The 12,429-nt window shown below is 58.2% G+C and carries 12 protein-coding genes; 2 read left to right on the forward strand and 10 right to left on the reverse strand.

Annotated features, from left to right (window positions below):
* Positions 1 to 55 precede the first annotated feature (55 nt).
* On the reverse strand, positions 56 to 2,557 hold the full coding sequence (locus tag ABEB25_RS16595; RefSeq protein ID WP_345737547.1) for a YbcC family protein: 2,502 nt from the start codon (positions 2,555 to 2,557) through the stop codon (positions 56 to 58).
* 9 nt (positions 2,558 to 2,566) lie between these two features.
* The gene (locus ABEB25_RS16600; RefSeq protein ID WP_345737548.1) at positions 2,567 to 4,054 is read right to left on the reverse strand and encodes a proton-conducting transporter transmembrane domain-containing protein; all 1,488 of its coding nucleotides are present in this window, start codon (positions 4,052 to 4,054) and stop codon (positions 2,567 to 2,569) included.
* 180 nt (positions 4,055 to 4,234) lie between these two features.
* Between ABEB25_RS16600 and ABEB25_RS16605 the strand changes: the two genes are divergently transcribed.
* Entirely contained in the window at positions 4,235 to 5,113 is an 879-nt protein-coding gene (locus ABEB25_RS16605) for a LysR family transcriptional regulator (RefSeq protein WP_345737549.1), read from the forward strand.
* A 75-nt stretch (positions 5,114 to 5,188) separates the two neighbouring features.
* Here the strand turns inward: ABEB25_RS16605 and ABEB25_RS16610 are convergent, their stop codons facing one another.
* The 8 genes from ABEB25_RS16610 to lipA all read right to left on the reverse strand — a co-directional run bounded on the left by ABEB25_RS16610 (position 5,189) and on the right by lipA (position 11,155).
* Positions 5,189 to 5,629, reverse strand: a complete 441-nt coding sequence (locus ABEB25_RS16610) for a hypothetical protein (RefSeq protein ID WP_345737550.1) — start codon at positions 5,627 to 5,629, stop codon at positions 5,189 to 5,191.
* A 1,178-nt stretch (positions 5,630 to 6,807) separates the two neighbouring features.
* On the reverse strand, positions 6,808 to 7,233 hold the full coding sequence (locus ABEB25_RS16615) for a hypothetical protein (protein ID WP_345737551.1): 426 nt from the start codon (positions 7,231 to 7,233) through the stop codon (positions 6,808 to 6,810).
* Between the two features lie 30 nt (positions 7,234 to 7,263).
* Positions 7,264 to 7,521, reverse strand: coding sequence for a DUF7683 domain-containing protein (locus ABEB25_RS16620; RefSeq protein WP_345737552.1), 258 nt, complete (start codon positions 7,519 to 7,521; stop codon positions 7,264 to 7,266).
* A gap of 27 nt (positions 7,522 to 7,548) precedes the next feature.
* Positions 7,549 to 8,121 carry a DUF4256 domain-containing protein gene (locus ABEB25_RS16625; RefSeq protein WP_345737553.1) on the reverse strand — a complete coding sequence of 191 codons (573 nt, stop codon included), beginning with the start codon at positions 8,119 to 8,121 and terminating at the stop codon, positions 7,549 to 7,551.
* 77 nt (positions 8,122 to 8,198) lie between these two features.
* On the reverse strand, positions 8,199 to 8,621 hold the full coding sequence (locus ABEB25_RS16630) for an SRPBCC domain-containing protein (RefSeq protein WP_345737554.1): 423 nt from the start codon (positions 8,619 to 8,621) through the stop codon (positions 8,199 to 8,201).
* 118 nt (positions 8,622 to 8,739) lie between these two features.
* Complete coding sequence (locus tag ABEB25_RS16635) at positions 8,740 to 8,925, reverse strand: hypothetical protein (RefSeq protein WP_345737555.1); 186 nt, start codon at positions 8,923 to 8,925, stop codon at positions 8,740 to 8,742.
* Between the two features lie 163 nt (positions 8,926 to 9,088).
* Positions 9,089 to 9,988 (reverse strand): ATP-grasp domain-containing protein, encoded by a 900-nt coding sequence (locus tag ABEB25_RS16640; protein ID WP_345737556.1) that lies wholly within the window; start codon positions 9,986 to 9,988, stop codon positions 9,089 to 9,091.
* Positions 9,989 to 10,252: 264 nt separating this feature from the next.
* On the reverse strand, positions 10,253 to 11,155 hold the full coding sequence (lipA, locus tag ABEB25_RS16645) for a lipoyl synthase (protein ID WP_345737557.1): 903 nt from the start codon (positions 11,153 to 11,155) through the stop codon (positions 10,253 to 10,255).
* Between the two features lie 118 nt (positions 11,156 to 11,273).
* Here lipA and ABEB25_RS16650 point away from each other — a divergent pair, with 118 nt between their 5' ends.
* The gene (locus ABEB25_RS16650) at positions 11,274 to 11,921 is read left to right on the forward strand and encodes a TVP38/TMEM64 family protein (RefSeq protein WP_345737558.1); all 648 of its coding nucleotides are present in this window, start codon (positions 11,274 to 11,276) and stop codon (positions 11,919 to 11,921) included.
* Positions 11,922 to 12,429: the final 508 nt, after the last annotated feature.

Raw genomic sequence — 12,429 nt, forward strand, 5'->3', positions numbered from 1 at the left:
CCGAATGAAAACGAATGCGTCCCTCGCCCTTTCCATTCAGCCTGCACAGCCGACTTCAGACCCTTTCCCAGTCACCATTCTGGTCCCGGCGGGAAATCATTCTTCCCTCGTCTTCCAGGGCATAGAGATGAAGCCAGCCGTGGTCGACGAGCTGCCGCACATTCTCGTGTTTGGCTAGGACATGCTCAATGTTAGCGCGGGGTGCTTCAATGAAGACGCTGAGACGCAGCGGCTCATGCATCCAGGCTTCCCCATTGTGCAGGCTTTGCAGGGGCAGCCCCGATTGCAAATCACCCCCATTCCCTTGCTGAACCCCAAAGGTGCCCACCACATTGTGGGTCACCTTACTGCCGCTCCCCCAGAGACGATGGTTCACCGTGCTGGCGTAGTATTGGAGGTTAATCCAGCTCGTGACGATCATGGGCGCTGTCATGATGAGTTCGAGCGTGCTACCTGTGCTGTCGCTTTTGGGGTCATAATTGTGCAGGAAGACCCGGCCTTGGAGATTCAGCGCCTGTGTGCGGGCACGCGGAGCCACGATGAAGGCCGCATTGTTTACCAGGCCCCATTCAGGCCGCACCTGAGACCAGTCGCGGCTGCGGTCGATGATGAGGTTTTCAACATGAATGCCCTCCTTCTCATGGATGCCTAGACTAGGGGCGCGTTCACCGCGGCAGTGCCGTGCCGCATCCGCCAACCAAAGCCGGAGTTGCTGCACATCCACCTCATGGGAGGGCGGAACCTTCTCCGTGTCATACAGCCTAACTTCATCCGTGGTCGTATCGTGGAGAGCCGCGACGAAGTAAGTGTCGCAAGGAATGAAAAGGCCTTCTTTTTCCAAAGCCCTGCGAATGGGAGCTTGGTTCAGGATAATCGTCGCAACGCGTGCATTCACATCCCCTGCATGACCTCCGCACGCACCGCAATCCAGCCCCGCTGCATACGGATTGTTGGTCGTATTGCTGCCATGACCACAAAGCACCACCAACCTGGCAAAGTTCTCCGTCAGCCCCATGTTTTTCAGTGCGGCCTTTGCGAGCTGCACCTGATCATCCCAGGGGATCCCCCCCGCCTTGAAGGAAGCATCCCGAGGATGGTCCGGCAGACTTTTGGGCGAATGTAGGGCCAACTCCGTGCAGCAGCTCCCTTTCGTCTTGTCCTGCCGGGGGCCCCATTGAAAACTGTCCCTCAGCAAGTGCCACGCATAGCTGACTCCCGCAGCCTCCACAAAGCTGAAACTGCTCACCGCAGACGTTCTAAACGCATTCCACGAATGTGAGGTCCGTCTGGCCATCTGTTGCTTGAGGCGAACCAGGCGATCCTCCTCAGGCGTCGCGCACACTGACTGCTCCCTCACGCGATATTTTGGCGCGATCAGCACTGGCAGCCGGGATTCCCCATGCCGATGCCCCAGGGGCACGTGCTCGATAGGCATCCCAAAGAAACCCGCAAAACCCAAGGTCTCCACTTCGGCAGAGACGGATTCCAATGACCTGCGCATGACCTCAGAGCGCACATCAATGCAGAAGACCGCCTGGACGGCGGGGCGGACCTTTCCTGGCGGCATCCCGTCCTGGGCTGCCTTTTTTAGTTGGCCACAAAGCTGCCGTTGAAAGCCGATCTCCAGGGCCGAATGCCACAGCAGTTGCTTCTGGGTCATCCACCCCGCCCCAGGCTTCACCCCAGTCAGGGCATGAAACCATTTTTCATGGATGTCACGGGATTTGAATTGCTTCAGCAAGGCCACCTCAAAGACCAGCCGGATGGCCAGCAGGTCTAACAAAGCATTCTCACACATCACCTGCTTGCCTGATTGATACTGCAAGTAACTACTCCACCCAGGCAGCGTCATCAGCAGCCGATGCAGATAGTCCTCCACTTTATCAGCATGGATCGCCAGAGTATCGAGCATCACAGGGATGGCCTCACAGGCCTTGTCCGGCAGCTCGCCGAGGACTTGATGAATCTCACCAAAGCCGATCAACTTCGGCGTGGCATCAATTGTGTAGGCCTTTTTCCAAGCCGTGTAGAGAGGTTGGTTCTTCCAGGGCATGCGCCAGGCCGCCTGGCCTTCGTCACAATAGGAAGCACACCACTTGGATACTTCCTCCGTGACGAGGTCACTCCAGTTTTTCTTCACGCATGCCGTGGCGATATCAGCCAAAGTTGGGATGCCAACCTCCGGATCCATCTCCGGTTCCTTCAACCAGGCGAGAAGTTGTGCCGTCGTCAGCTCCGAATCCGAACGCGCCACAGCCTCCTCCACATCACGTGAGGAGATTCTCCCACTGGCAAATTGCTCGCGGAAGTATTCCACACTCATCAGCATGCCACCCTTGGTCACCCGATGCATCAGCTCACACACTTCGACAAAGGGCCGATCCGTGAGGCCGACAAACGGGTTCACCGCCACGAAGCTTTGCAGCGGCCACAAAGGTGGAATGCGCTTGCAGGCCCTGCGCGCCTGGTTGAGCCAGACCAACTTGCCGGCGGTGGTTAGGCTGGATGAACAGAGAGTTTTAGAAGAGGTCGTCATAGGATTGAGCGTGGTGTTCATGAAGAGGAGTTAGGCGATGATTTTTTGAATGAGCCGATTGAAAAGTGCCCCCAGGTAAAATCCGTTGCTGGCATGCACATAGAGACGCGCCATGGCCGGGTGCGTGCCCCAGGCGGGCAGTTGTGTCTGGAGGAGGAGCACCGCCAGGAAGAACAGGGCCATGAGGACCATCATCCCATATTCCAGAGCCCCACGCGGCGGCATATAGGCGGGCACAGTCGTATGGAGCCACTTCTCAAACACTCCGTGGATGGCGAAGCAAGCCACCATGGCCGCCATCGCCAGGGACAATCCCCGGACCACCAGCACCCGCCTCAGGCTGCTGCTCCAGAGAGTCCACAGCAGATGGGCCAAGGCCATGATAAAGACAACCACCAGCAGCAACCGCCCAGGGTCCGTCTCCACCTTCAGCCCCGGTGAAATGGCCACCCCTGCCCCGATGACGCCAGCCGCAGCCAGCGAACCGAGAATGACCCAGGGATGTGCAGCAGGCCTGCCCACCGGAGTCCAGGCGGACTTGACCATGCCAACCACACTTCCACTGCTGAGAAACGCATGGGCTTTATAAAGCGAGTGCGCCACCAGATGCATGATCGCCAGGACAAAGGCCCCCAGTCCACACTGCAACATCATGAAGCCCATTTGCGCCACGGTTGACCATGCGAGCGACTTTTTAATGCTCGTCTGTGTCATCATGACCACCGAGCCCAGCAGAGCCGTCACGGCACCCGTGAAAGCGAGCAGATTCAGCGCCGCAGGTGACTGGATGATCAGCGGGCTTAACCGCACGATGAGAAAACCTCCCGCATTGATGATGCCCGCATGCATCAGTGCAGAGACGGGTGTCGGTGTCTCCAGCGTGTCTGGCAACCAGGAGTGAAAGGGAAACTGGGCAGACTTCAGCATAGCCGCAGCCACAAACAACCCGGCGACGGCACCCGGGTGTGGCCCCACAGGATTGGCAAATAGTTCATGAAACTCCCAGGTGCCATACCCCTGCCAGACAAGCACCAGCGCACCCAGCATGCATAGATCCGCCAGCCGACTGAGATAAAACTTCTTCCGTGCAGTCAGCAAAGCCCCTGGCCTCTCATCGTAGAATACAAGTAACTGATGCAAGCACAGGCTCGTCCCGATCCATGCCAAAGTGAACATGAGAAGGTTGCTCGACACTGCCAACATCAGCACACAGCTCAGAGTTAGAACAAGCCAGCGTGAAAACCTCGCCTGCCCGGGATCTCCATCCAGATAATGGATGGAGAAGCGCGTCACCACCATCCCCAGAAAACTGACGAGTGCCAACAGGGTGACTGAAAGGGGATCCATCAGCAGCGCCAGCTTCGCAGGGCCGTAGGCTGCGATTTCAATCCGCATCGGACCTGCCAGCAGCACCATGCCCACGAATACCACAGCCCCTGCAAAATAAATCCTTGCCAGCAACGCCGCCCCTTCCGCAGCCTGTCGTCCCTCCCGCATCAGAACAAGGAACGCTGCCATGATAAAAAGTAAAATCAGCGCAAACCATTCAGGACATTGGACCAAGTGAGGAAACGATAGGGCAAGGTGCTGCATAAGATAAGGTGAGGTGAAGTGACGGCCAAGCTCTCTCGCAAAATCTCACTTCGCTCCAATTCATGTTTTTGCATTTATCGTTCGTTTTGCTAAAAGTATGAATTCATGTCTTTCTTAAACTACCACCACCTTCGTTACTTCCGCGCCATTGCCACCGAGGGCAGCCTGACGAAGGCGGCCCAGCATTTGAAAATCTCTCAGTCCGCACTCAGCGTGCAGTTGCGCAGCCTGGAGGAAAATCTCGGCCAGCCCCTCTTTGAGCGTAAACACAAAGCCCTAGTGCTGACGGAGTCTGGCCGCATCGCCCTGGAGTATGCAGACTCCATCTTCCGCAGCGGCGAGGAGCTCGCCGACCTCCTTCAAAACCGCGCCAGCCGCAGCCGCAGCTTCCTGCGAGTGGGCGCCGTGGCCAATCTCTCGCGCAATTTCCAGCTCACCTTTCTTCGCCCTTTGATCGGGCGCGAGGAAGTGGAATTGATCATCCATTCCGGCACGTTGCGGGAACTCTTGGTGCAGCTCCAGAATCACACCTTAGACGTCGTCCTTTCCAACACGCCCGTGCGTCGCGACGCAGAAACCGGTTGGCACAGCCATCTCCTGGATCAGCAGTCGGTCAGCCTCGTCGGCCACAAAACCCGGAGGATGAAACCCTTTCGTTTTCCCGACGATTTAAAAACAACCCCCATCGTGCTCCCCAGCCTCGAAAGCAGCATCCGCACAGCCTTTGATGTGCTGATGGATCAAACAGGGATTCGCCCCATCATCGCTGCGGAAGTGGATGATATGGCTATGCTGCGACTGATGGCCCGTGAAACCCAAGGCGTCACCCTAGTGCCCCCTGTCGTGGTCAAAGACGAGCTGGAAAACGGCACCTTGGTGGAAAGGCACCACTTTCCCCAAATCAAAGAAACCTTCTACGCCATCACCCCCAGCAGGCGATTTCCAAACATGATCCTGCGGGAGCTGCTGACCAAGAAAAAGTAAAATCAAAGTAGGCTCCTGCACAGCCTAACGCAGCAGCGACGCGACAACCACACGCACAAGAAAGCCACCCCACCTTCACCCAAGCCGCTGGCGCACCTGCGGCTTTCTCGGCTCTGCCAGCAACTCCTGGTTTTTAGCCAGCGCCGTGATGATCAAAACCGCGCCCACCACGGTGCCCACCGGAAAAGCCAGCGCATACACCACCCCCAGTCCCAGCAGCATCCAAAACAGCCACTGCGCGCGGTAGCCCGATGAATAAACCGCCACCAGCATCAGCACAGCACCCACCAGAGACATCACCACCCCCACCATGATATAGATCAGCACCTCACCGATCGCCGCACTCAATTTCGCCGGATCCGCCACCTCCGCAGCCCCCACGAGCCTGAAGGCCCTCACCATGCCACCGACCGTCATCACCATCCCGATGACCAGCCCCACCTGCAGCCATGCCCCCACCCGCGCCAGATCACGGCCTTTGCTCACAGGGGGAATCATTTCGGGATCGGTTTCCATAGGAATCAGGAATTACCCAATCTTCTAAAACTTAAAAAAGAGAATGAGAAGTATCTTTTTCTTCCAGCACCACCGACCGAGGGGGGCGCAGAGATTCGCTTCGCGGCTTCGCACCTCTCCGCAAGCCGAAAAATGATGCGGCGCAGCCGCCACTCTATTCCATGAAGGTGACGAACTCACACCTCAGCTTCGCTTCAAGACGCTTTGTACTCGATCCGTACAAACCATCCCACAACCACGCCTCACCTTTGGTTAGACCGATCTAGCCCCACCCCTGCCGCCGCAGCCGCTCCATCACCGCCTGAAACCTCTCCGCCTGCCGTGACGACAACACCGCCCGTTTGAGACGCGGCACCAGTTTCTGATGCATATATTGCGAACGAAAGAAATACGGTCTCACCTCCACAAAAGCCAGAGCCTCCTCGATGGACCTCTCCTCCCCCGCCTCCAATCGCTTCAATCCCGATTCAAAGCCGCCCGGAAAAGCCAGCGCCTCATACTCCCGCCTAAATTCCGCACAGGCACAGCTCCACGCCTCCCAGGCCTCACGCCCCTCGCCCCTTCATGCAAAGGTCTCATGAATGCGTTCGTGCATCTGATTGATGCCCCGCGCATTCTCCTGGATCACACATCGAAGATGAAGGGTGTCTTTCATGCTCGCTCGCCAGTCATGCGCCTCTCCCATGGTCGCCCGCTAAGTTATCCAAAAGCTTCCAGAATTTTCAATCACTTCCCCGCATGCTGGGCAAGGAGCGCCAAGTTCAGGCCAGTCATGACGAAGCGAGTTCGCTGCTTTGCAGTGCAGGCAACTGAGCTCATGCGTTTCCAGTCCTTTCGTCGGCACTCGCCCTCGCCATTTGTGATAGTTAGGCCCACAAGCTGGCGAATCTCCCGCCTGAGCCACAAGAGGGCCTGCCTGCACACTCAGCATCTCTGGCATCGCATCAGTGATTGGATGCTCCATCCGGTGAACCGTCCCGCAATCGTTACACACAAGCATCGTCTCTGCACCATACCCGGAACTCATGTCATGATAATGAAACCACCCAACCGTGAAGTTGAGTCGGCATTTTTTACATTCGTAATCAGATGGCATCGCGTGGCCCAAAGCTGACACGAATTCGCCAAGCTTCAAGCCCACCCCTCCTCATCATTTCAGCTTTCCACTTTCCGTCTTTCTACTTTTCCGCCACCTGCCGTCCCGGCCAATACGTCACCGCAAAAAGGAACCCCAGGAAAGCAGGGATGCCCACCATCGCAGGAAGCCGCGAAAACGTCTCCTCATCCACCTCATCATAGACCGTGTGGGTCAGCCCCATGGACTCCCCATAGAGCAGCAGCACCAGGCAGACCGTCAGCAGCAGCACGGCCACCTTCGGGTTCCCATACCAGCGCCGCCCCAGGGCGCGAAATCGCAGCCCCTGCCCCAGCAGCACCACCGCCGGAAACACCAGCACCGTCAGCACCGTGGCCACAATCGGCGCACCGATGATCGAAGTGATGCCATCGTAACGATCATACACCTTCAAAAGCGCAAAGAACACCCAGCACACCGTCAGGCCTAACAAATACCTCGTTCGTCGTTGAAAAGCGGGCGGAGTCATGGTGAGGTTAATGTCAGAAGATCCCAACCTTCACGCTTCCTGCCGGGTTTCCAGAAAATAGTCGAAGAGATCAAAATCGAAGAGATAGGATGAAGGCAGCCAGGAAGAGAAAAAGCCAGCCTCGGCCACCTGCACCCGATACACATCATACAGCTCTGGATCCTCCGCAGAACTCCCAAGCAACCGACCCGCCGCCGCCACATCCAGATCCACCAACTCCTGCTCATGATGGACACGCTCGGTCTTTAAATCATAGGCCACAAGGCTTCTCAAAACAGCAGGCTTCATATCAAAGGATAGGTTGCGACTTCCCCCTCACACCCTCAGCGAACCACGAAAGCCGCGCGCGCTGTAATAAGATTGCGCGCCGTTGTGGTAGATGAAGACGCGGCCAAAGCGGCGGTCGCCGAAGAGGGCACCGCCCAGCTTGCGGATGTCCGCCGGGGCCTGCACCCAGCTCGAGGTCTTCATATCGAAGCTGCCCAGCTTCTGCAGATCCCGATACTCCTCCTCAGTCAAAAGCTCGATGCCCATGGCCGCCGCCACGTCCACCGCATTGTCCTTGGGCTTGTGCTCCTTCCGTGAATCCAACGCCTCGCGATCGTAACACAAACTCACACGGCCTTTGGGGCTCTCTGCCGAGCAATCGAAAAAGACATACTCCCCCGTCTTCGCATCGTGCCCCACCACATCCGGTTCACCGCCCGTACTTTCCATCTCATGCAGGGACCACAGCTTCTCCGCCTTCGCTTCCAGCCGGGCCTTCACCTGGGCCCATTCCAGCCCCGGATGGCGCTTTAGGTTCTTTTCAAAACGGGCCTCCAGCGTGGCCAGCAACTCCTCACGCAATTGCGCCGGCAGCTTCCTTTTTGTCTCGGTGCCTTTCATGATGTTTCCTTCGATGGATGGGATGTTGCTGCAAAACACTTGGTTAGGCCACCTCAGCTTTCACTCGCCAGCAGCGCCTACAGCCGGTCCAGCACCTGTTCATTGGCCGTGTCACTCAGCGACCGCATCCGCTCGGCGAATTCCGGGCTTTCAAACTCCTGGTCCCAGGCCAGATGCGTCTGCTCCCCCTGCGGGGTCAGCGTCACCGTCAGCCGAAACCACGGCTTCACCACATGCTCGATCACAATCTTCTCATCCGGCACGATCTCCCGGAAGAAACTCTCATTCGGATAGTTCGCCCCATTTGGCGCATGCATCATGAAGACCCACTGGCCGTCCGGCTCAAATTCGAACCGCTCAAACGTATTCGTAAATCCCTCCGGCCCCCACCACTGCGCCAGCCGATCCGGCTGCTGAAAGGCGGCAAACACTTGTTGGGGACTGGCTGGCAGCACACGCCCGGTGCTGACCACAGAGTTCAAAGAATGCGTCGAAGACATGGCGGAAAGGGATCGTAGCAACGCAGCCTCCTGGATCTAAAAAGACCCGGCAAGGCGGCATCAGAGCCATCATAAAAACCCAAATTCCGCCCGCTGACCAGCCCAGACTTCAGGGGAATCAAACCCGGTTCTGTTTCGCCAGCAGATGCGCCAGAAAACCAAAGGCCCCCACCGAGGCCCAAAGCCCAAAAGGCGACCCTGAAAGAAACGCATGCACACCCCCGGCCAGGCCCGTGACCAGCAAACCCACCAGGGCCAGCCCCAGCATCAAGGACCGAGGATTAGAATCAGAGGGATCAGGCATAACGTGTGATTGGATCAGGGACAGTGTTTTCCAGTCTTATCAGAAACGGACGAACTGCACAGCCCAAAATCAGAGACAAGTGGGCGAACCACCTCTGAACTGCGGACAAACCCTGGCCAACCTTGCTCCGGCGCAAGTGCAAAGGACTCAGGTTTCTTATCAGTCATGGGAGAGACTTCCCTTCGATCCGTGCTGTCAACCGTGCCCAAAGCTCCTGAATGGGGATCTGGCTGAAGCCCGAAAACTGCGCATCGCCCACCTCGATGACGATCCAGTCACCGTTTTGTTTTTGCCCGATGTCCACAGCGATGTACGGAACGCCCAAGCGGCTTGCGGCCTCCAAAGCCAGATGCTCGACAAGCTTGCGCTCATCGGGCTGCAACTCCGCCAGATCATCCTCCCCTTCCCAATAATATCCCAGGCCTACGATCTCGCGGTCATAGACAAAGACCCGGTATTCGCGCCCCAATGGAAATTCGCCCGGGCCCACTCGGCTGCATCTTAAATCCAGCAGCTCACGAACGATCACTTTGCCCAAAGATCTTCGGTGTCCAGACATGATTTTGCCAGCGATCACTTTCAGTTCTTCCGGCGCATGCGCCACGCAGGACCCGATGCCATCCGATTTCAGGGATTGTACAGTGCCCTTCAGAAAGACGGGATAACCAATTCTTTGGGCAGCAGCTTCACAGTGCGATACATCGGCCACACATTCGCTCCTGGCGGTCAGATCCTCGATAAAGGGATAAAATTGGTCAAACTCCTCTGCCCGCCGAAACTGATCTGGCGCATTCACTAGACGAATGTTTCTAGCATAGGCCGCCTGATAAATTTCCTCGTAATGTTCAGGCAGTGGAATGTAGCCGGTCCACAAGCCCACGACGATTTCCGGCTGAACAGGGACATGCCACAGCGCATCATCCGCACTGACGCCCGGTGGCAAATCCCCCGGAATGTGATACACCAGCCACCCCGCAAGACGCGCCGCCTCAGTAGAACGAATAAGGTCTCTCAAGCTGGCCGAATCCGGCAACTGGGGGGATGACTCACTGAGGATGATCATGGTTTTGTGGGCGGTGCCAAAAATTGACAACTTGGATACAGGACCAGAAGATTACAAAAGCATCACCGTAAGAGCTTGCTATTAGAGACCCGAACTCAAACCACTCAGCCTTGTGGGCACTGATGAAGTCCACCATTTTTCGTTGAACAACGCTCTTCGGAAAACCTGTGGAACCAATCGTGGGCATCCGTCGCCTAACAAAGGAAATCTGGCAAGAAAACGGCCACCTCAACGCCCCGACGCAAGCTGCAGGAATACTCCCCTCTACTCCACATCCAGCTCCGGCTTGAAGTCGGCGGCGTGGTAGGAACTGCGGACGAGCGGGGCGCTGGCGACGTGGCGGAAGCCTTTTTTGCGGGCGATCTCTTTGTAGTTCTCGAAGGTGTCCGGATGCACGTATTCGATGACGGGGAGATGCTGCGGAGAGGGGCGCAGGTACTGGCCCAGGGTCAGCACGGTGACGTCGTGCTCCAGCAGGTCATCCATGGCCTGGAACAGTTCTGTTTCCGTTTCGCCGAGGCCCAACATGAGGCCGCTCTTGGTGGCGCACTTGGTGCCCAGGTCCAGCGAGATCTGCTTGGCGCGCTTCAGCACCTTTAGGCTGCGATGATACTGGGCGCGACTGCGGACGAGGGGGGTCAGGCGCTCGACGGTTTCCAGGTTGTGATTGAAAATGTGCGGGCGAGCACGCATCACCACATCCAGCGAGTCTTCCTTCTCATTGAAGTCAGGAACGAGGATCTCGATGGTGATGTGCGGTACGGCCTCGCGCACAGCCTCGATGGTGCGGGCAAAGTGCTCGGCACCGCCGTCCTTCACATCGTCGCGGGCGACCGCAGTGATAACGACGTGGTTCAAACCGAGGCGTTTGGTGGCCTGGGCCACGCGCTGGGGTTCATCGGCCTCAAGGGCGAAAGGCTTGGCGGTCTTGACGGCACAAAAGCCGCAGGCGCGGGTGCAGCGGTCCCCAGCGATCATGAAGGTGGCCGTGCCCTGGCTCCAGCATTCCCAGCGGTTCGGGCACTGGGCTTCCTCGCAGACGGTGTGCAGTTTCAGATCAGAAATCAGCGATTTCGTGCTCCAGAAAACGGGGTCGCGGGGCAGCTTCACACGGATCCAGTCGGGCTTTTTTTCCGTGTGCAGAGCGGGGTCAATTTTGCAGGACATGTCTTTCGATACGAATGACCCGAAACGGCCAGATGGCAAATGATGAATGAGGCCGCAGCCAACTGCCCGCCCCACAGCGCCCCCTTGCATCCCTGGGAAATGCGGGCCTTCATGTGGGATGACGTCACCTCGCGGCCCAGGCGCTTTTTGGGCTCTCATTCTGCTCATCCTCATCGGCATCATCGGGCCCTTCCTGGTCTGGGGCGCGGCCTTTGACCAGGCGCTGAGCCTGGAGGGCACCCGCACCTGGCTGGGCCAGTATGGGCACTGGGCCTGGGCGGCGGGCATGGCCCTGCTGGTGAGCGACATCGTGCTGCCCATCCCCGGTACCGTCGTCATGTCCGCCCTAGGCTGGATGTATGGCTGGGCCTGGGGCGGCCTCATCGCGGCGGCGGGCTCATTTTTATCCGGCCTGCTGGCCTATGCCCTGTGCCGGGGCCTGGGGCGGCCCGCCGCACGCTGGATCGCCGGGGAGGCGGGGCTGGCGAAAGGCGAGGCCTTCTTTGCCCGGCGCGGCGGCTGGGTGGTGGCCCTCTCCCGCTGGGCCCCGGTGCTGCCGGAGGCCGTGGCCTGCCTGGCGGGCCTCGCCCGCATGCCCTGGCGCACCTTTGTCCTGTCCCTGGCCTGCGGTTCCCTGCCCCTCGGTTTTGCCTTCGCGGCCATCGGTCACCTGGGCCACGCCAGCCCCGCCTGGGCCCTGGCCCTCAGCGCCGGAGTGCCCATTCTGCTCTGGGGCGTGATGTGGCGAAGCTGGCAGGCCCGATAATCCAAGTCAAAGTAATCCCGAGCTTTAGCTCGCACCCGGCCTCGTTCGGTCAATCCACCTCAAAGAACCTGCCGCCCTCCCACACCCTGGCGGGCGCAGCCACACTACCACAAAGAATCCTAAATTGCGCCATTCCTCTGGCGATTTCGCACGCTCATCAATTTCCGAGCTTCCCCAACACCCCAAGGAGCGGGACTTGCCAAGTCCCGGCCTTTGAACTTCCGCATACCCTCCAGCCCGTTTCCCAGAGAATGACAAAAAGATGGCGTGTAAATGATACGGCATCCATCTGGCCTAACCATGGATGCAACACCCACAGGCCGCACCATCGTTCACTCCCCCAAACCCCACCCGCTGGCGGGCGCAGCCACAGTACGTAGCTGCCCGCGCCAGCGGGTGGTCGGGGCGAAACCTCACCCGCCCTCGTTCACCCCCTTACCACACTTCTTGTTAATCTTTCCCGCGCCTGCAGGATAGTCAATCCTGTCAAAAAAAGTCCACCCCGCTC

The sequence above is a fragment of the Prosthecobacter algae genome, from assembly GCF_039542385.1.
GTDB lineage: Bacteria > Verrucomicrobiota > Verrucomicrobiia > Verrucomicrobiales > Verrucomicrobiaceae > Prosthecobacter > Prosthecobacter algae.

Excerpts from the sequence above, each read along its gene's own strand:
- ABEB25_RS16635 (WP_345737555.1), bottom strand. The coding sequence starts at position 8,925 with ATGCCTGATCCCTCTGATTCTAATCCTCGGTCCTTGATGCTGGGGCTG.
- ABEB25_RS16595 (WP_345737547.1), bottom strand. The coding sequence starts at position 2,557 with ATGAACACCACGCTCAATCCTATGACGACCTCTTCTAAAACTCTCTGT.
- ABEB25_RS16600 (WP_345737548.1), bottom strand. The coding sequence starts at position 4,054 with ATGGCAGCGTTCCTTGTTCTGATGCGGGAGGGACGACAGGCTGCGGAA.
- ABEB25_RS16615 (WP_345737551.1), bottom strand. The coding sequence starts at position 7,233 with ATGACTCCGCCCGCTTTTCAACGACGAACGAGGTATTTGTTAGGCCTG.
- ABEB25_RS16650 (WP_345737558.1), top strand. The coding sequence starts at position 11,274 with ATGACGTCACCTCGCGGCCCAGGCGCTTTTTGGGCTCTCATTCTGCTC.
- ABEB25_RS16625 (WP_345737553.1), bottom strand. The coding sequence starts at position 8,121 with ATGAAAGGCACCGAGACAAAAAGGAAGCTGCCGGCGCAATTGCGTGAG.
- ABEB25_RS16640 (WP_345737556.1), bottom strand. The coding sequence starts at position 9,988 with ATGATCATCCTCAGTGAGTCATCCCCCCAGTTGCCGGATTCGGCCAGC.
- ABEB25_RS16630 (WP_345737554.1), bottom strand. The coding sequence starts at position 8,621 with ATGTCTTCGACGCATTCTTTGAACTCTGTGGTCAGCACCGGGCGTGTG.
- lipA (WP_345737557.1), bottom strand. The coding sequence starts at position 11,155 with ATGTCCTGCAAAATTGACCCCGCTCTGCACACGGAAAAAAAGCCCGAC.
- ABEB25_RS16605 (WP_345737549.1), top strand. The coding sequence starts at position 4,235 with ATGTCTTTCTTAAACTACCACCACCTTCGTTACTTCCGCGCCATTGCC.
- ABEB25_RS16610 (WP_345737550.1), bottom strand. The coding sequence starts at position 5,629 with ATGGAAACCGATCCCGAAATGATTCCCCCTGTGAGCAAAGGCCGTGAT.
- ABEB25_RS16620 (WP_345737552.1), bottom strand. The coding sequence starts at position 7,521 with ATGAAGCCTGCTGTTTTGAGAAGCCTTGTGGCCTATGATTTAAAGACC.